This is a genomic window from Planctomonas psychrotolerans (assembly GCF_008642235.1).
Classification (GTDB): Bacteria; Actinomycetota; Actinomycetes; order Actinomycetales; family Microbacteriaceae; genus Planctomonas; species Planctomonas psychrotolerans.
Window position 1 is genome coordinate 1,855,213 of the sequence record NZ_SJEV01000001.1, and the last position, 16,562, is coordinate 1,871,774.

Sequence of the window (16,562 nt, forward strand, 5' to 3'; positions counted from 1 at the left end):
GGAAGGCCTTTCCTATCCGGCGGAAAGGAAACTGGTGGCGAAGAGGCCGCAAGCGCGGAAAGATCGGGTGACGGGCAGTGCGGCGCGAGGAGGTCGAGCATGAGGCGAGTTCTCGTGGTGTGCGGCGCCGGTGCCTCGAGCACCTTCCTCGCGCACCGGATGCGACGCCTCGCCACCGAGAGCGATCAGCCGCTGACCGTCGAGGCGGGAAGCGAGTCCGACCTCGAGGCGCTGGTCGTCGGCATCGACGTGGTGCTCGTCGGGCCGCACCTCGCGAGTCGCTTCGCGGACATCGAGCGCGCGGTCGCTCGCGAGGGTTCCACCGCCCTGCTCCTCCCGGCAACCGTGTACTCGTCGACCGGTGCGGCGGACGCCCTCCGCACCATCACCGAAGCAGCGCCGCTTCACCCGACCGGCCCGTTCCCGACGGGCAGCCCGTCGGATCCCACCATCCTTCCGCACGACCTGATCAAGGAGTAACCATGCAGATGACCGGCGTTGGAATCGGCAGAGGATCGGCAATCGGTCAGGTGGTCCGCATGCCGGAACCGCTTCCCGACCCGCAGGACTCCCCGAGCTCCCGTTCGGCCGAGGATGAGGGGGCACGCGCTGCGGCCTCGCTCGCCGCGGTCGCAGCCGACATCCGCGACCGAGGCGCCCGCGCGGGCGGCTCGGCGAAAAACGTGCTGGAGGCCCAGGCGTTCATGGCCGAGGACCCCACACTCAGCGCCGACGTCACCACCCGCCTCGCCGACGGCAAGACCGCCGAGCGGGCCGTGTTCGAGGCGTTCGCGGGCTTCCGCGACATGCTCCGCAGCATGGGCGGCTACATGGGGGAGCGGGCCGCCGACCTCGACGATGTATCGCAGCGGGTTGTCGCGCACCTGAGCGGTGTGCCCGCCCCGGGTGTGCCCTCGCCGGAGCACCCCTTCATCCTGGTGGCCCGCGACCTCGCGCCCGCCGACACCGCCCTCCTCGACCTCGACAAGGTGCTCGCCCTGGTCACGAGCGACGGTGGACCCACGTCGCACACGGCGATCCTGGCCAGAGACAAGGCGATCGTCGCCATCGTGGGCGTCAGCGAGGCGTCGTCGCTCTCCGACGGTGACACGGTCATCGTCGATGCCGCCACCGGAGCGGTAACGGTGTCGCCCACCGACGACGAGATCGCCGCGGCCGAGCGGGCGATCGCCGAGCGCGAGTCCGCCATCGCCGCGCCCACCGGACCCGGTGCACTCGCCGACGGCACGCCCGTTCCCCTGCTCGCCAACCTCGGATCGGCCGCGGCGGCGGAGGATGCCGTGACCAAGGGCGCCGAGGGCGTCGGACTGTTCCGCACCGAGTTCCTGTTCCTCGACTCGAACAGCGCACCCACCGTCGAGGAGCAGCAGGGGCACTACACGAAGCTGCTTCAGGCGTTCCCCGGCAAGAAGGTCGTGGTGCGGGTGCTCGACGCGGGAGCCGACAAGCCGCTCAGCTTCCTCAACGACTCGCCCGAGGAGAACCCGGCCCTCGGGCTCCGAGGGCTCCGTGCCCTCCGCGCCAACGAGCAGATCCTGCGCGACCAGCTCACCGCACTGGCGAACGCCGACGCGGCGACCGAGAGCGATCTGTGGGTCATGGCCCCGATGGTCTCCACGGTCGAGGAGGCGCGGTACTTCACCGCCCTCGCGCACGACCTCGGACTCCGCACGGCGGGCGTGATGGTGGAGGTGCCGTCCGCGGCGCTCCTCGCCGACCGCATCCTCGCCGAGTCGGACTTCGCGAGCATCGGCACGAACGACCTCACCCAGTACACCCTGGCCGCCGACCGTCTCCTCGGTTCGGTCGCCTCGTTCCAGGACCCCTGGCACCCGGCGGTGCTCCGGCTCGTCGGCGAGGTCGGCGCTGCAGGTGCCGCCCTCGATCGTCCGGTCGGCATCTGCGGCGAGGCCGCCGCCGACCCGCTCCTGGCCGTCGTGCTCGTCGGCCTCGGCGCGACGACCCTCTCCATGTCCCCCGCGGCGCTCGCCGATGTGCGCGCCGAACTCGCCCGGTTCACCCTGGACCAGGCGAAGCAGTTCGCGTCCCTCGCACTGTCGGCGAACAGCGCCGTCGAGGCACGCGCCGCCGTCACCGCAGCAATCCAATAACCCTTCCCCCTCACGACAGGAGTTTCATCCCATGACGACGACGTCACAGTCGGCCACACCCGCCGGCGCACAGCGAAGCGGAGCGCGCGTTCGCGTGCAGCGCTTCGGTGCATTCCTCTCCGGCATGGTCATGCCGAACATCCCCGCGTTCATCGCGTGGGGGCTCATCACCGCCCTCTTCATCGAGAAGGGGTGGATCCCGGTGCCGCAGCTCGGCGGATTCGGGGAGGACGCGAATGGCGACGCCTACACCGGGCTCGTCGGGCCGATGATCACCTACCTTCTGCCGCTGCTCATCGCGTACACCGGAGGCCGCATGGTCTACGACGTGCGCGGTGGCGTCGTGGGCGCCGCAGCGACCATGGGCGTCATCGTCGGCGCCGGGGTGCCGATGTTCCTCGGAGCGCTCATCGTCGGTCCGCTCGCCGCGTGGCTCATGAAGAAGGTCGACAGCATCTGGGACGGCAAGATCCGTCCCGGCTTCGAAATGCTGGTGAACAACTTCTCGGCCGGAATCCTCGCGATGCTGCTCTCGCTGGCCGCGTTCTTCGGTCTTGCGCCGCTGCTCACCGCGCTCAGCCGGGCTCTGGGTGGCGCGGTCGACTTCCTCATCGGAGCGAACCTGCTGCCGCTGGCAAGCATCGTGATCGAGCCCGCCAAGGTGCTGTTCCTCAACAACGCCATCAACCACGGCGTGCTGACGCCGCTCGGAGTCCAGCAGTCCGAAGAGGCCGGCAAGTCGGTGCTGTTCCTGCTCGAGGCGAACCCCGGCCCGGGCCTCGGGCTGCTGCTCGCCTTCGCGATCTTCGGCGTCGGAGTCTCCAAGGCCACCGCACCCGGTGCCATCATCATCCAGTTCTTCGGCGGCATCCACGAGATCTACTTCCCGTACGTGCTCGCCAAGCCGATCCTCCTGCTCGCCGTCATCTCCGGTGGTGCGACGGGCGTGTTCACCAACGTGCTCTTCGGCTCCGGTCTCGTGAGCGTGGCGTCTCCCGGCAGCATTTTCGCGGTGCTCGCAGTGACCGCTCGGGATAGCTTCCTGGGCGTCATCCTGTCGGTGGTGCTGTCCGCCGTGGTGTCCTTCATCGTGGCGGCCGTCATTCTGCGGGCCAGCCGCTCGCGGGACCTCGCCGCGGAGGCCGCGGGCACCAACTCGCTCGCCGATGCCGCAGCACGGATGGACGAGCTCAAGGGCAAGAAGAGCTCCGTCACGGCCGCCATGCGCGAGACGTCCGGCGCGGGCGCCGCAGCCGGCGCCGGTGCAGCCGCGGGCGCAGCGGCAGGCACCATCGAGACGACGAAGGTCAACAACATCGTCTTCGCCTGCGACGCCGGCATGGGCTCCAGCGCCATGGGCGCGAGCGTGCTGCGCAACAAGCTGAAGAAGGCCGGGGTGGAGGGTGTGACCGTGGTCAACAAGTCCATCGCCAATCTCGACGGCAACGAGGACCTCATCATCACCCACCAGGACCTCACCGACCGAGCACGGCAGAAGAACTCGACCGCCACGCACGTATCGGTCGACAACTTCATGTCGAGCCCGAAGTACGACGACGTGGTCAGCCTCGTGCAGGACCAGCAGGCGTAGTCTCCGACCACAGCGAACAGCAATCGAGAGGGAACCATGACAGACAACGTGCTCGACCCCGAACGCATCGTCATCGGCGGAACGTCGACCACCAAGGACGAGGCCATCCACGAGGCGGCCAGCATCCTCGAAGCGGCCGGGGCCGTGACGGCGGACTACGCCGGCTACATGCTCGAACGGGAGCGACTCACGTCGACGTACATGGGCAACTTCCTCGCCATCCCGCACGGCACGAACGAGGGCAAGGACACGATCCTCTCCTCCGCGCTCTCGTTCGTGCGGTACGAGTCCCCGCTCGACTGGGACGGCAACGAGGTGCGTTTCGTGGTGGGCATCGCCGGCAAGGACAACGGACACCTCGAGATCCTCAGCAAGATCGCCATCATCTTCAGCGATGAGGACCAGGTGCAGAAGCTCCTCGACGCGAACAACGCGGCGGAGGCCTACGCGATCCTCGCCGAGGTGAACGAGGAATGAAGGCGGTCCACTTCGGCGCCGGCAACATCGGCCGCGGCTTCGTCGGGCTGATCCTGCACAACGCGGGCTACGAGGTCGTCTTCGCCGACGTGAACGCCGACCTCATCGGCCAGCTGGCCGAGGCGCCGGAGTACCGCGTGCACCAGGTCGGTGCCGACGAGCGCAGCTGGACGGTCGACGACTTCCGGGCGATCGACAGTTCGGCGGATCCGGAGGGCCTGGCCGCCGAACTGGCGACCGCGGACGTGATCACCACGGCCGTCGGCCCGAACATCCTGCGCTTCGTGGCACCGGCCATCGCCGCCGGACTGTCGGCCCGGGCGGCCGACGCTCCCCGCGTCGCGGTGATGGCGTGCGAGAACGCGATCAATGCCACCGACACGCTGCGGGATGAGATCGTCGCGGCACTCGACGGCGCGGCGCCGGACGGTGATCGGGCCGCTCTCGACCGCGCCGTGTTCGCGAACACCGCGGTGGACCGGATCGTGCCGAACCAGGCGCCGGGCACCGGGCTCGACGTCACGGTGGAGGACTTCTTCGAGTGGGTGATCGAGCGACCGCCGTTCGGCGACGCCGTGCCGCGCATTCCGGAGGCGACTTTCGTCGACGACCTCGAGCCGTACATCGAGCGCAAGCTCTTCACCGTGAACACCGGCCACGCGACGGTGGCGTACCACGGCTTCGCGCGCGGCGCCGTCTCGCAGTCGGATGCCATGGCGCTGCCCGAGGTCGCCGACGAGGTGCGGGCCGTGCTGGGAGAGACGAGTCGCCTCCTCGTCGAGAAGCACGGACTCGATCCGAAGGAGCAGCAGGCCTACCTGCAGAAGAACCTCACCCGATTCGAGAACCCGGCGCTCGCCGACACCGTCGAGCGGGTGGGTCGCCAGCCGTTGCGCAAGCTCGGACGCCACGAACGCTTCGTCGGGCCCGCCGCGGAGCTCGCCGAGCGGGGACTGCCGTTCGACGCTCTCGTGCGGGCGATGGGTGCAGCGCTCCGATTCGACGTGCCGGAGGATCCGCAGAGCGTGGAGTTGCGCGAGCTGCTCGCCTCCGCGTCGCCCGACGAGTTCGTGCGCCAGGTGACGGGCCTCGACGAGGCATCGCCGGTCTTCGACGCGCTTGTGCCGGTGGTCGCGGACGCGAAGAACGGCGAAGCGACGGTACGGTAGTCCCGTTTCGCGCTGAGCGCTACACGCCACGCGGCACAAATTGCCTCAACGGGCCGAATGGCCTATGGTTGATCCTTGGTGTCTTGAGCCCGTTTTCGTGTGCCAACTTTCACCACATCCCCGCACGACCAGCAGACTTTACCTATAGCGACAGTGAGTGTATGGCCAAAAAAGACGGTGTCATCGAAATCGAAGGCGCAGTAGTCGAAGCCCTTCCCAACGCGATGTTTCGCGTTGAGTTGAGCAACGGCCACCGAGTGCTTGCCCACATCTCGGGCAAGATGCGCCAGCACTACATCCGCATCCTCCCGGAGGACCGCGTGATCGTGGAGCTGAGCCCCTACGACCTGACCCGTGGCCGGATCGTCTACCGCTACAAGTAAACGTCCGCTGTAAGGAACGGCCGATGCCGCCTCCCGGCGGCCCCGGCACGAGGCCAGCGAACAAAGGAACAGAAGAACAATGAAGGTCAACCCCAGCGTCAAGCGGATCTGCGAAAAGTGCAAGGTGATCCGTCGCAACGGACGCGTCATGGTGATTTGCGACAACCCGCGTCACAAGCAGCGCCAGGGCTAGTTCCCGGCCGACACGCGGAACGCTCCGGCGTCCCGCGATCAGCACGACCCGTACGACCCAGAACGACAACGAACTGCAGAGCAGCATCAGATCCTGACAGAGCGGCGCACGCCGATACCGTCAGGGGACACCAGTGGCGAGGGGCCACTGCACCGGTGCTGTTTCACACCTCTCACTCACATCAACAGGAGAAGCCACAATGGCACGTCTCGCAGGCGTAGACATTCCGCGCGATAAGCGCGTGGAAGTAGCACTCACGTACATCTATGGCGTCGGCCGCACGAGGGCACTCAAGACCCTCGCGGACACGCAGATCGACGGAAACATCCGTGTGAAGGATCTGACCGACGAACAGCTCATCGCTCTCCGCGATCACATCGAGGGCAACTTCAAGGTAGAGGGTGACCTCCGCCGCGAGGTGGCCGCCGACATCCGCCGCAAGGTCGAGATCGGCAGCTACCAGGGTATCCGCCACCGCCGTGGTCTCCCCGTGCACGGTCAGCGCACCAAGACCAACGCTCGCACCCGCAAGGGCCCGAAGCGCACCGTCGCCGGCAAGAAGAAGGCCCGCTAGGCCCCGGCCAGCGGCGCACAGCCTCTTTAGGACTTAGGAGAAATCATGGCTACACCCAAAACCGCTGCGCGGAAGCCCCGTCGCAAGGAAAAGAAGAACGTTGCTGTGGGCCAGGCCCACATCAAGAGCACCTTCAACAACACCATCGTCTCGATCACCGACACCACCGGTGCGGTCATCAGCTGGGCATCGTCCGGTGGCGTCGGCTTCAAGGGATCGCGCAAGTCGACCCCGTTCGCCGCTCAGCTCGCCGCCGAGTCCGCCGCGCGTCAGGCGCAGGAGCACGGCATGAAGAAGGTCGACGTGTTCGTGAAGGGACCCGGATCGGGTCGCGAGACGGCGATCCGTTCGCTGCAGGCAGCCGGCCTCGAGGTCGGTTCCATCAACGACGTCACCCCGCAGGCGCACAACGGATGCCGCCCGCCGAAGCGCCGCCGCGTCTAATTCCGCTGTGTCTCCGGTGAGCCGCTGTACGGCGGCTCACCGGAGCCAACGCCGGTAGTGCCCGAGCGGATCCGCCGATCCGGTTCGCGGCGGTCGTCACCGATGCGACGCTCACCACTTTCTTCAGTCCCACCCCTGCCGGTCTCCCGGTTCATTTGCCAAGTGTCATATAGCGGACACTTCGCCGAAAGGAATCCATAAGTGCTGATTGCACAGCGTCCAACGCTCACCGAAGAAAACATCACCGAGTTTCGTTCGCGGTTCGCCATCGAACCCCTCGAGCCCGGCTTCGGCTACACGCTCGGCAACTCGCTCCGCCGCACCCTGCTCTCCTCGATCCCGGGCGCCGCGGTCACCAGCATCCGCATCGACGGTGTGCTGCACGAATTCACCACCATTCCGGGTGTGAAGGAAGACGTCACCGAGATCATCCTGAACATCAAGGGTCTCGTCGTCTCCAGCGAGCACGACGAGCCCATCACGGCGTACCTGCGCAAGACCGGCTCCGGCCAGGTCACCGCTGCGGACATCTCCGCTCCCGCCGGCGTGGAGATCCACAACCCCGACCTCGTGATCGCCACGCTGAACGAGAAGGCGAAGTTCGAGCTCGAACTCACCATCGAGCGCGGCCGCGGGTACGTCTCCGCCACCCAGAACCGCAGCGAGTTCAGTGAGGCCGGCCAGATCCCGGTCGACTCCATCTACTCGCCCGTGCTCAAGGTCACCTACCGCGTCGAGGCGACGCGTGCCGGTGAGCGCACCGACTTCGACCGTCTCGTCGTCGACGTCGAGACCAAGTCGGCCATCAGCCCGCGCGACGCCATCGCCTCCGCCGGTCGCACCCTCACCGAGCTGTTCGGTCTTGCTCGCGAGCTGAACAACGCCGCCGAGGGCATCGAGATCGGCCCCGCGCCGGTCGACGCCGTTCTCAGCTCCGAACTGTCGATGCCGATCGAGGACCTGGACCTGTCGGTCCGCTCCTACAACTGCCTCAAGCGCGAGGGCATCAACAACGTGAGCGAACTGGTCGCCCTGTCGGAGACCCAGCTCATGAACATCCGCAACTTCGGACAGAAGTCGGTGGATGAGGTCAAGGACAAGCTCGTCGAGATGGGTCTGTCGCTGAAGGATGCCGTTCCCGGCTTCGACGGCGCCCACTTCTACAGCGGCACCGACGACGAAGAGTACAGCTAACCGTCGGTCACGCGACCATCAACCGTTTTTGATACTGGAGACACAACACCATGCCTAAGCCAACCAAGGGCCCTCGTCTCGGCGGCGGACCGTCGCACGAGCGCCTGATGCTCGCGAACCTCGCGGCAGCCCTGTTCACCCACCGGTCGATCAAGACGACGGAGACCAAGGCCAAGCGCCTTCGTCCGGTCGCCGAGCGACTGGTCACCTTCGCGAAGCGTGGCGACCTGCATGCTCGCCGCCGCGTTCTCAGCATCATCTCGGACAAGACCGTCGTGCACGAGCTCTTCACCGAGATCGCCCCGCTGGTCGCCGAGCGCGAGGGCGGTTACACCCGCATCACGAAGCTGGGCTTCCGCAAGGGCGACAACGCCCCCATGGTGCAGATCGAGCTCGTTCTCGAGCCCGTGACCCCGAAGGTCAAGCGCAGCAGCACGCGGTCCACCGCGTCTGCCGCCACCGCCGCTCCGGTCGCCGAGGCGCCCGCTGAGGATGAGGTCGTCGAGGACGCGCCCGTCGAGGACGTCGTCGTCGAGGATGTCGCCGTCGAGGACGGTGCCGCCGTCGACGCGCCCGCCGAGAGTGACGCCGCCGAGAGCGACGCCGCCGCATCCGCCGCCACCCCGGTGGAGTCGACGGAAGAGTCCGACACCAAGTAACACAGCACCGCAGCGTTCTGCTGCGCGATACGGCCCCGGCATCCTCACGGATCCGGGGCCGTTTCGTGTGCCCGGCGGCTTGGGCATCGGCCTCAGCCGCTCATCGGCGCGATACCGGTGGGTAGGATGACCGGTAGTGACACGGGGTGCTCGCGCAGGATGCGCGGGCTGAGATAACACCCGTCGAACCTGATCTAGTTAGAACTAGCGAAGGGATGTCGCGAATGGGTATTCGCACGTCGAACGACCATGTCCACTTCAGCGCGGAGCTGCTCGACACGCTTCGACGCGAGACGCCGCTGGTGCAGAGCATCACGAACGCGGTGGTCACGAACTTCACTGCCAACGTGCTGTTGGCCATCGGTGCAGCTCCGGCGATGGTCGACATACCGGGCGAGGCGGGACCGTTCGCCCGGATCGCGTCCGGTCTGCTCGTGAACCTCGGGACACCGCAGGCCGAACCCCGCGAGGCCATGCTCGAGGCGGCGCGCGCGGCTGTGTCGGCGGGCACGCCGTGGGTGCTGGACCCCGTGGCGATCGGCTCGCTGCCCGTGCGCACCGCGCTCGCCTACGACCTCGTGGAGCTGCGGCCGATGGTCGTGCGCGGAAACGCATCCGAGATCATCGCCCTCGCGAGGCTGGGCACCGGCGGGCGAGGTGTCGACGCGACCGATTCTGCCGAGAGTGCGCTGGACGCGGCGCGACAGATCGCGCGGGAGCACGGGTCGATCGTCGCCGTCTCCGGCGCGACCGACGTCATCACCGACGGTGCCACCGTGGTGCGGGCACGCAACGGGCACGCGCTGCTCACGAAAGTGACGGGAGGTGGCTGCGCGCTGGGTTCGGTGATGGCGGCCTTCGCGTCGCTCGACGGAGATCGTCTCGCCACGACGGTGGCGGCGACTGTTTGCTACACGATCGCGGCCGAGCAGGCGGCAACGGTTGCCTCAGGGCCGGGGAGTTTCGCCGTCGCGTTCCTCGATCGGCTTGCCGGCCTCGACCCGGCGACGGTGCTCGAGCGGGCGGTGATCGAATGAGGGGTGATCGAATGAGCGGCCGGGGAGGCGCGGACTACCTCGGTACCTACCTCGTCACCGACCCTGTCCTGTGCGGCGAACGCGGTGTGCTGTCCGTGATCTCCGCCGCGGTGGACGGTGGCGCGACCACGGTGCAGATCCGCGAGAAGACGGCAAGCGCGCGGGACCTGTTCGAGCTCACCGTTCGTGCGAGCGAGATCATCGCTGGACGGGCACGACTGATCGTCGATGACCGGGTCGACGTGTTCCTCGCCGCGCGCGCGGAGGGTGCTCGTGTCGACGGCGTGCACGTGGGACAGACCGACCTCCCGGTCGCCGTGGTGCGGGCCCTCGTCGGCACGGAAGCCGTGGTCGGTCTCACCGCCAACACGTCGGCGCACCTCGCGGCCGTGGCCGAGCTGCCGTCCGGCACCGTCGACTACCTCGGCGTGGGAGTGATCCGCCCGACGGCGACCAAGCCCGGCCATCCGGAACCGCTGGGTATTGCGGGTTTCGCTGCGTTGGCCGCAGCCACCGATCTGCCGTGCGTGGCGATCGGGGGAGTGCACCTCGACGACACCGCGGGGCTTCGGGCCGCCGGTGCTGCGGGCCGTGCTGTCGTGTCGGCGATCTGTGCGGCCGATGATCCGGAGCGGGTCGCTCGAGCCTTCGCGGCCGCGTGGGCGGGAGAGGACTCGCCGTCGGACGGAGGGCGATCGTGACCACCAACGGCGTGCCGGATGGCCGGACGCCTCGGGCCCGACCGCCTCGCGTGCTGAGCATCGCGGGGACCGATCCGACGGGTGGCGCCGGCATTCAGGCCGACCTCAAGAGCATCGCCGCTTCGGGAGGATACGGGATGGCGGTGGTGACCGCCCTCGTCGCGCAGAACACCCACGGCGTGCGCAGCATCCACACGCCGCCCGTGGCCTTTCTCCGCGAGCAACTCGACGCCGTCAGTGACGACGTCACCATCGACGCCGTCAAGATCGGGATGCTCGGCAGCACGGCCGTCATCGACGAGGTCGCCGACTGGTTGCGTCGGAACCGGGCACCGATCGTCGTGCTCGATCCGGTCATGATCGCGACGAGCGGGGACCGGTTGCTCGACGCCGACGCCGAGGAGGCCGTGCGACGGTTGCTCCCCCTGGTCGATCTGGTCACCCCCAATCTGCCCGAACTCGCGGTCCTGGCCGACGAACCGCTCTCCACGACATGGGCGGAAGCCCTGGACCAGGCCGCCCGAGTGTCCGAGGAAGGCTCCGTCACCGTGTTGGTCAAGGGCGGACACCTGTCCGGTGCCCAGTCGCCCGACGCGTTGGTCGACGCGGCAGGCCGGTTGCCCGAGGGCAGCACCGTGATCGAGGTGCCGGGCGAACGCATCCCGACCAGCAACACCCATGGCACCGGGTGCTCCCTCTCGAGCGCGATGGCGACACTCCGCGCGCGGCATGGCGATTGGCACACTGCCCTGATCGACGCCAAAGCCTGGCTCGGCGGGAGTCTGCGATTCGCGGACGACCTCGACGTCGGTTCCGGCAGCGGACCGATCAACCACTTCTGGTCGTTGTGGCGAGGCGATGGGGCGTCGGCGATCCCGCGCACTCTCACCGATGCCTGGTGGGCCGACATCGATGACATCCGCACGAAGATCGATCGCCTCGCGTTCGTGCGAGGTCTCGCCGACGGCAGCCTGGCTGAGGAGGAGTTCGCTCACTATCTCGCGCAAGACGCCCTGTATCTGCGCGACTATGCGCGGGCGCTCGCTCGGGCGAGTCAGCTGGCACCCACCACGGAGGAGCAGGCGTTCTGGGCCGATGCCGCGCACGCCTCGATAGCGAGCGAGATGGAGGTGCATCGCGACTGGCTAGGAACGCGTCGCACCGCGCGGCCGGAGCCCCACCCGGTCACCACCGCGTACCTCACCCATCTGCTCGCGGTGAGCGGAGGGTCGGACTATGGCGTGCTGATCGCCGCTCTCCTGCCCTGCTTCTGGATCTACCGGGACGTCGGCATGCGCCTGCGCGCGCATGCTTCCGGCGAACACCCCTACGCGTCGTGGCTCGAGACGTACGCCGATCCAATGTTCGCCGCAGCAACCAGTCAGGCGATCGACTACGTGGGCCGATCAGCAGTGCGAGCGGGGGCAGACGATCGGGATGCGATGTGGAGAGCGTTCCGGGCGTCAGCACAATTCGAGCTCGAATTCTTCGCGATGTCGTCACGGGAAGGGTGCAGCCCTAGTTCATGACCAGGCCGCCGTCGACCACGAGGTTCTGTCCGGTCACCGACCGGGCCCAGGGGGAGGCGAAGAACAGCACCGCATCCGCGAACTCGGCGGGGGTGGTGACTCGGCGCAGCGGGGTGGAGGCGGCGATGAAGTCGAACACCTCCTCCGGGGTGGCCGAACTGGCGTCCGTCGTGCGCAACAGTCCGCCGGAGACCATGTTCGCGGTGATGTTGTGCGGACCGAGGTCCGCGGCGAGGGTGCGGGTCAGCGACAACAGGGCGGCCTTGGCTGCGGTGTAGTCGTGGTACGGGACCACCGGGTTCTGGAAGAGGTTGGTGCCGATGGTGATGATGCGGCCGAAGCCCGCCTCGCGCATGCTCGCCAAGGTCTGCTGGGTCGTGTTCAGGGCGCCACGCACACTGCCGGCGAACTGGGTCTCGAACTCGTCCCAGCCGATGTCCGCAGCGGTGGAGCGGGCATCGCCGTTGAAACTGAAGTCGGCTAACGCGTTGTTCACCACCGTGGTCACGGCGGATCCGAAGTGTGCTCGAGCCTGTTCGAGCATTGCCGCGACCTGGTCGGCGTCGGTGACGTCGGCGCGCACGGCAAGCGCCTGTTCAGGCCCGTAGTCGGCGGCCAGCGCCTCCGCTCCTGCGGCGCTGGCGCGGTAGTTGACGACCACCCGCGCGCGCTGGGTCGCGAAAGCCTGGACGACGCTTCGGCCCAGGCCGCGTCCGCCGCCGGTGACCAGGACGATCTGTTCCGCAATCTGCATGAGTTTTCTCCACCTCAGTCAAGGCGAAAGGAGGCGATCGGCGCCAACGCGGGCGTGATCGTTCCATGACATCCCTTCGCTAGTTCGAACTAGATCAGGTTCAACGGGTGTCATCTCAGCCGGCCGTTTCGTGGTCGGCACCCCGTGTCGTTGGGGACGAGTACACGGAGGGGCCGGTCCGGCGAACGCCCATCACTGCGGAGGCCGGCGGAGGTCGATGACCAGTTCACTGTGTGGGTGCGTGCGATCGCAACGCACGGGTCGCTCGGTGATGGGGGTCTCGCCCGTGGTGAGGGGGGGAGGAGGAGCCGGGGCTGGGGAGGAGAGGGTCGTTAGGCTGGAGCGATGTCCGCTCTTCCCCTGAGTGCGCGGGTGACCGCTCCCTCGCACGTGTCCGTCCCCGTCGATGCCGACGGCATCACCTGGCGCCCCGCCCGGGCCGACGACGTGGATGCGATCGCCGCACTGCACCGTCGCATGGATCCGCTCGATCACCCGCACTACATCACGAGTCGCGAGGAGGTGGCCGTCGAATTCGCCCACTCGTACGTGGACGCGGAGCGGGACACGGTGGCCGCCCTCGATGCCGACGGCACGGTGATCGCTTACGGGTTCAGCATCCTGCCGCCCGGCCAGGAGACGCTCGTGCGGGTGATTCTCTTCGGCGGGGTCGACCCCGACCACCGAGGTCGCGGCCTCGGCCGTGCGCTGCTCGAATGGCAGGAGTCACGCGGTCGACAGCATCTCGCCGGGTCATCCCGAACGTTGCCGGGGTGGATGCTGTGCTTCGCCGACGAGGAGGCCGTCGCGTCCGTTCGGTTGTTCGAGCGTGCCGGTTTCGACACGGCGCGGTACTTCCTGGAGCTGCGGCGCGATCTCTCCCTGCCGATCCCCGAGGTGTCGTTGCCCGACGGTGTGCGCCTCATCCCGTACGACCCGTCGTGGCGCGAACGCACTCGCGACGCGAAGAACGAGGCCTTCCGCGACCACTGGGGGTCGCAGCCGGCGTCGGAGGAGCAGTGGGAGAGCTTCGTCGGGATGGACGTCTTCCGGGCTGACCTGTCATTCCTCGTCGTGGCGCCGGACGGCGACGGGGGTGAACGCGTCATCGCGTTCGTCCTGACCGAGGTCAACGAGGACGACTGGCAGGTTCAGGGCTATCGCGGCGCCTACATCGCCCTCGTGGGAGTAGTGCGAGACTGGCGCGGCAAGCGCCTCGCGCAGGCGCTGCTCGCACGCACCATGACCGCCTATCGCGAGGTCGGCCTCGAGAAGGCGAACCTCGATGTCGACTCCGACAGCCCCACCGGCGCGCTCGGGCTCTACACCGGCATGGGGTTCGAGCAGGCGACTCGCTCGATCGGCTTCGTCAAGACGTTCTGACGAGGCGGTAGCGCGCCCCCGCGCCCGTCGTCGGTACGGTCCCTGATTCGTCAAAGGGACGTCCCCATACGGTCCCTGAGCCTGTCGAAGGGACGTCCCCATACGGTCCCTGAGCTTGTCGAAGGGACGCAACCCACGGTCCCTGAGCTTGTCGAAGGGACCCGACCACTCGGTCCCTGAGCCTGTCGAACGGACGTTGCCACGCGGTCCCTGAGCTTGTCGAAGGGACGTTCCCACGCGGTCCCTGAGCTTGTCGAAGGGACGTTCCCACGCGGTCCCTGCGCTTGTCGAAGGGACGCGATTGGTTGCGGTCGTGTGGGGGTGCGGAGGTGGCGTGCTGGGGCTCCGCCCATAGATGCCCACCGACCCCCGAGCCCCACCACGCCACCTCCGCCCCGAACTTTCCGGGACGCCTTTCGGTCCCGAGGTGGGCTTCGGGCTGAGAAGAGTACGGCCCCTGAGCTTGTCGAACGGGCGCCACCCCGCGGTCCCTGAGCCTGTCGAAGGGACGCACGCATACGGTCCCTGAGCTTGTCGAATTGGCGTTCCCATACGGTCCCTGAGCCTGTCGAAGGGGCGCCACCCCGCGGTCCGTGAGCCCGTCGCAGGAACCCGACCACCCGGTCCCTGAGCCTGTCGAAGGGACATAAGGCGCCGTCGACCGCCCCCTCTTCTCCTCCACAAGCTCGACCGAGAAACGGCCACTGACCGGGGTTGACCTCCGGGCGAGAATGTCGTAGGTGTGTGCGATGGTACCTCCATGAAAGCCCCGGACGACGAAGCCACAACCGAGCAGAAACCCGAGGACGCCGGCCGTGCGATCGCCCGGATCCAAGCACTCGCCACCGAATGCGCCGACGCACTCCCGTGCACCACCATTCCGGACCTCACCGACGCCGACACGCTCGCGCTGGTGGCCGAGGTCGAACGCCTCGGCCGTCGCATCGACGCCCTACGGGTCGCCCTGGCCGGTGAGGTCGCGGACCGTTCCCGCCCGTCCCGCGGCGCGCGCGGTCTGGCCGTGTCCCGGGGCTGTCGCACTCCCGCGGATCTCATTGAGCGGCTGACACAGGTGTCCGGCACCACCGCCCGCCGGCGGGTAGTCCTCGCCAGTGACGTTCGTCGCGACCCGTTCCCGGGTGGCGACCGCACGCGCGCCCGGTTCGACCTCGTCGCTGGCGCGCTCGAGGACGGCCGGATCGGCATCGACGCGGCCACGGTCATCACGAAGGGCCTCACCCCGCTTCTCGCTCACGGGTCGTTGGACGAGCTGAAGAAGGCGGAGACCGAACTCGTCGCCGCTGCAAGCGGCACCGGCCCTGACTCGACGGTGCCGGCGTCGGCGGACTCGGTGCGGGTGATGGTGTGCGTGTGGCAGGCGAAGATCGACCCCGACGGCCTTGATCCGGCGGAGGACAGGGTGATGGCGGTGCGGGACTTCCGGTTCGGTCCGGAACGCAACGGGTTGCTGCATGGTTCGTTCCGGCTCATGGCGGAAGCCGGAGGTCGGGTGAAGGCCTTGTTCGACGCGTACCTGGCCCCGACCACCGCACCCGCGTTCATGTCCGAAGAAGAATGCGCAGCCGCGGAAGCGGAAGGCGGCAAAGACCTACGGACGCCGGCTCAGCAGCGGCATGACATCTTCGTCGCGATCATCGACGCCATGGCGAGAAGCGGCCAGGCGCCCGAGGTCGGTGGTGCTGCACCCACCGTGCTCGTGTCGGTCCGCGCCGAGGACCTCGAAGCGAACCGGGGTGTTGGGTGGTCGGATCGGGTGGAGGGTCCGGTGTCGATGCGGACGGTGCGGCAGCTGGTGTGCACCGGCGGCATCCAAAAGGTCGTCCTCACGACTGAGGGGCGGATCGTGCAACTCGGTTCACCGGAGCGGTGCTTCACCCCACAGCAGCGACGCGCGATCTCCCTCCGTGACGGTGGCTGCGTCATTCCCGGCTGCACCATCCCCGCCGGGTGGTGTGAGATCCACCACGTGGTCCCGGACCGGGATGGCGGGCCGACGCACACGGATAACGGTGTGCTGTTGTGTTGGTTCCATCACCGCACCATCGACACCTCCGAGTGGCAGATCCGGATGCGGGACGGGGTCCCCGAGGTGAAACCGCCGCCGTGGATCGAGTACTTCGGGAAGTGGCGACCCGCCACCAGATCCCGCACCCGACTCCTCGACCGGCACCACACCCCACCCGACTAGTCCCGCGCCGGGGAGACGCGTCGACCGGTAGCCACGGTCGCCGGTCCTGTCGAAGCGACAGGACCGGTGCGGCCAGTGTCCCTTCGACGAGCTCAGGGACCGTGTGCGAATGCGTCCCTTCGAGAAGCTCAGG

At 68.0% G+C, this 16,562-nt stretch carries 17 protein-coding genes and 2 riboswitches; of the genes, 16 read left to right on the forward strand and 1 reads right to left on the reverse strand.

The features are described from left to right. Positions 1 to 99: 99 nt before the first annotated feature. The 14 genes from EY822_RS08515 (at position 100) to EY822_RS08580 (ending at position 12,083) form a co-directional block, all read left to right on the forward strand. Entirely contained in the window at positions 100 to 480 is a 381-nt protein-coding gene (locus tag EY822_RS08515) for a PTS sugar transporter subunit IIB (RefSeq protein WP_150307877.1), read from the forward strand. 2 nt (positions 481 to 482) lie between these two features. Then, positions 483 to 2,132, forward strand: a complete 1,650-nt coding sequence (ptsP, locus tag EY822_RS08520) for a phosphoenolpyruvate--protein phosphotransferase (protein WP_150307878.1) — start codon at positions 483 to 485, stop codon at positions 2,130 to 2,132. 31 nt (positions 2,133 to 2,163) lie between these two features. Next, positions 2,164 to 3,723, forward strand: coding sequence for a PTS mannitol transporter subunit IICB (locus EY822_RS08525; protein WP_150307879.1), 1,560 nt, complete (start codon positions 2,164 to 2,166; stop codon positions 3,721 to 3,723). Positions 3,724 to 3,759: 36 nt separating this feature from the next. Then, positions 3,760 to 4,200 carry a PTS sugar transporter subunit IIA gene (locus EY822_RS08530; RefSeq protein ID WP_150307880.1) on the forward strand — a complete coding sequence of 147 codons (441 nt, stop codon included), beginning with the start codon at positions 3,760 to 3,762 and terminating at the stop codon, positions 4,198 to 4,200. Continuing rightward, positions 4,197 to 5,369, forward strand: a complete 1,173-nt coding sequence (locus EY822_RS08535; protein WP_150307881.1) for a mannitol-1-phosphate 5-dehydrogenase — start codon at positions 4,197 to 4,199, stop codon at positions 5,367 to 5,369. The genes EY822_RS08530 and EY822_RS08535 overlap by 4 nt, the downstream gene beginning before the upstream one ends. 161 nt (positions 5,370 to 5,530) lie before the next feature. Next, positions 5,531 to 5,752: a translation initiation factor IF-1 gene (gene infA, locus EY822_RS08540; RefSeq protein ID WP_035834638.1), complete on the forward strand. Its 222-nt coding sequence runs from the start codon at positions 5,531 to 5,533 to the stop codon at positions 5,750 to 5,752. 79 nt (positions 5,753 to 5,831) lie between these two features. Continuing rightward, a complete protein-coding gene (rpmJ, locus tag EY822_RS08545) occupies positions 5,832 to 5,945 on the forward strand; it encodes a 50S ribosomal protein L36 (RefSeq protein WP_150307882.1) in 114 nt (37 codons plus the stop codon). A gap of 199 nt (positions 5,946 to 6,144) precedes the next feature. Beyond that, positions 6,145 to 6,519, forward strand: coding sequence for a 30S ribosomal protein S13 (gene rpsM, locus EY822_RS08550; RefSeq protein ID WP_150307883.1), 375 nt, complete (start codon positions 6,145 to 6,147; stop codon positions 6,517 to 6,519). A 45-nt stretch (positions 6,520 to 6,564) separates the two neighbouring features. Then, positions 6,565 to 6,963 carry a 30S ribosomal protein S11 gene (rpsK, locus tag EY822_RS08555; RefSeq protein WP_150307884.1) on the forward strand — a complete coding sequence of 133 codons (399 nt, stop codon included), beginning with the start codon at positions 6,565 to 6,567 and terminating at the stop codon, positions 6,961 to 6,963. A gap of 201 nt (positions 6,964 to 7,164) precedes the next feature. After that, on the forward strand, positions 7,165 to 8,157 hold the full coding sequence (locus tag EY822_RS08560; RefSeq protein WP_150307885.1) for a DNA-directed RNA polymerase subunit alpha: 993 nt from the start codon (positions 7,165 to 7,167) through the stop codon (positions 8,155 to 8,157). Between the two features lie 50 nt (positions 8,158 to 8,207). Further along, positions 8,208 to 8,816: a 50S ribosomal protein L17 gene (gene rplQ, locus EY822_RS08565; protein WP_150307886.1), complete on the forward strand. Its 609-nt coding sequence runs from the start codon at positions 8,208 to 8,210 to the stop codon at positions 8,814 to 8,816. A 132-nt stretch (positions 8,817 to 8,948) separates the two neighbouring features. Then, positions 8,949 to 9,049, forward strand: a riboswitch (TPP riboswitch). After that, entirely contained in the window at positions 9,041 to 9,853 is an 813-nt protein-coding gene (thiM, locus tag EY822_RS08570; protein ID WP_406610150.1) for a hydroxyethylthiazole kinase, read from the forward strand. Its footprint overlaps the riboswitch before it by 9 nt. Positions 9,854 to 9,864: 11 nt before the next feature. After that, positions 9,865 to 10,554, forward strand: a complete 690-nt coding sequence (gene thiE / locus EY822_RS08575) for a thiamine phosphate synthase (protein WP_150307888.1) — start codon at positions 9,865 to 9,867, stop codon at positions 10,552 to 10,554. Then, on the forward strand, positions 10,551 to 12,083 hold the full coding sequence (locus EY822_RS08580; protein WP_227497145.1) for a bifunctional hydroxymethylpyrimidine kinase/phosphomethylpyrimidine kinase: 1,533 nt from the start codon (positions 10,551 to 10,553) through the stop codon (positions 12,081 to 12,083). Before thiE ends, EY822_RS08580 begins: the two co-directional genes overlap by 4 nt. Here EY822_RS08580 and EY822_RS08585 read toward each other — a convergent pair. Then, positions 12,073 to 12,837 (reverse strand): 3-oxoacyl-ACP reductase, encoded by a 765-nt coding sequence (locus EY822_RS08585; RefSeq protein WP_150307889.1) that lies wholly within the window; start codon positions 12,835 to 12,837, stop codon positions 12,073 to 12,075. The genes EY822_RS08580 and EY822_RS08585 overlap by 11 nt on opposite strands. Positions 12,838 to 12,891: 54 nt before the next feature. After that, positions 12,892 to 12,992, reverse strand: a riboswitch (TPP riboswitch). Positions 12,993 to 13,182: 190 nt separating this feature from the next. On the opposite strand from EY822_RS08585, the gene EY822_RS08590 reads away from it, so the two are divergent. Both EY822_RS08590 and EY822_RS08595 read left to right on the forward strand, forming a co-directional pair. After that, positions 13,183 to 14,220, forward strand: a complete 1,038-nt coding sequence (locus EY822_RS08590; RefSeq protein WP_150307890.1) for a GNAT family N-acetyltransferase — start codon at positions 13,183 to 13,185, stop codon at positions 14,218 to 14,220. A gap of 760 nt (positions 14,221 to 14,980) precedes the next feature. After that, positions 14,981 to 16,429 carry an HNH endonuclease signature motif containing protein gene (locus tag EY822_RS08595; RefSeq protein WP_150307891.1) on the forward strand — a complete coding sequence of 483 codons (1,449 nt, stop codon included), beginning with the start codon at positions 14,981 to 14,983 and terminating at the stop codon, positions 16,427 to 16,429. The last annotated feature ends 133 nt before the right edge of the window (positions 16,430 to 16,562 follow it).

Bases quoted from the DNA above. Each gene is read 5' to 3' on its own strand.
- EY822_RS08515 (WP_150307877.1), top strand. From the start codon at position 100: ATGAGGCGAGTTCTCGTGGTGTGCGGCGCCGGTGCCTCGAGCACCTTC.
- rpmJ (WP_150307882.1), top strand. From the start codon at position 5,832: ATGAAGGTCAACCCCAGCGTCAAGCGGATCTGCGAAAAGTGCAAGGTG.
- thiM (WP_406610150.1), top strand. From the start codon at position 9,041: ATGGGTATTCGCACGTCGAACGACCATGTCCACTTCAGCGCGGAGCTG.
- EY822_RS08525 (WP_150307879.1), top strand. From the start codon at position 2,164: ATGACGACGACGTCACAGTCGGCCACACCCGCCGGCGCACAGCGAAGC.
- rplQ (WP_150307886.1), top strand. From the start codon at position 8,208: ATGCCTAAGCCAACCAAGGGCCCTCGTCTCGGCGGCGGACCGTCGCAC.
- EY822_RS08535 (WP_150307881.1), top strand. From the start codon at position 4,197: ATGAAGGCGGTCCACTTCGGCGCCGGCAACATCGGCCGCGGCTTCGTC.
- EY822_RS08595 (WP_150307891.1), top strand. From the start codon at position 14,981: ATGAAAGCCCCGGACGACGAAGCCACAACCGAGCAGAAACCCGAGGAC.
- EY822_RS08590 (WP_150307890.1), top strand. From the start codon at position 13,183: ATGTCCGCTCTTCCCCTGAGTGCGCGGGTGACCGCTCCCTCGCACGTG.
- EY822_RS08530 (WP_150307880.1), top strand. From the start codon at position 3,760: ATGACAGACAACGTGCTCGACCCCGAACGCATCGTCATCGGCGGAACG.
- thiE (WP_150307888.1), top strand. From the start codon at position 9,865: ATGAGCGGCCGGGGAGGCGCGGACTACCTCGGTACCTACCTCGTCACC.
- infA (WP_035834638.1), top strand. From the start codon at position 5,531: ATGGCCAAAAAAGACGGTGTCATCGAAATCGAAGGCGCAGTAGTCGAA.
- ptsP (WP_150307878.1), top strand. From the start codon at position 483: ATGCAGATGACCGGCGTTGGAATCGGCAGAGGATCGGCAATCGGTCAG.
- rpsK (WP_150307884.1), top strand. From the start codon at position 6,565: ATGGCTACACCCAAAACCGCTGCGCGGAAGCCCCGTCGCAAGGAAAAG.
- rpsM (WP_150307883.1), top strand. From the start codon at position 6,145: ATGGCACGTCTCGCAGGCGTAGACATTCCGCGCGATAAGCGCGTGGAA.
- EY822_RS08585 (WP_150307889.1), bottom strand. From the start codon at position 12,837: ATGCAGATTGCGGAACAGATCGTCCTGGTCACCGGCGGCGGACGCGGC.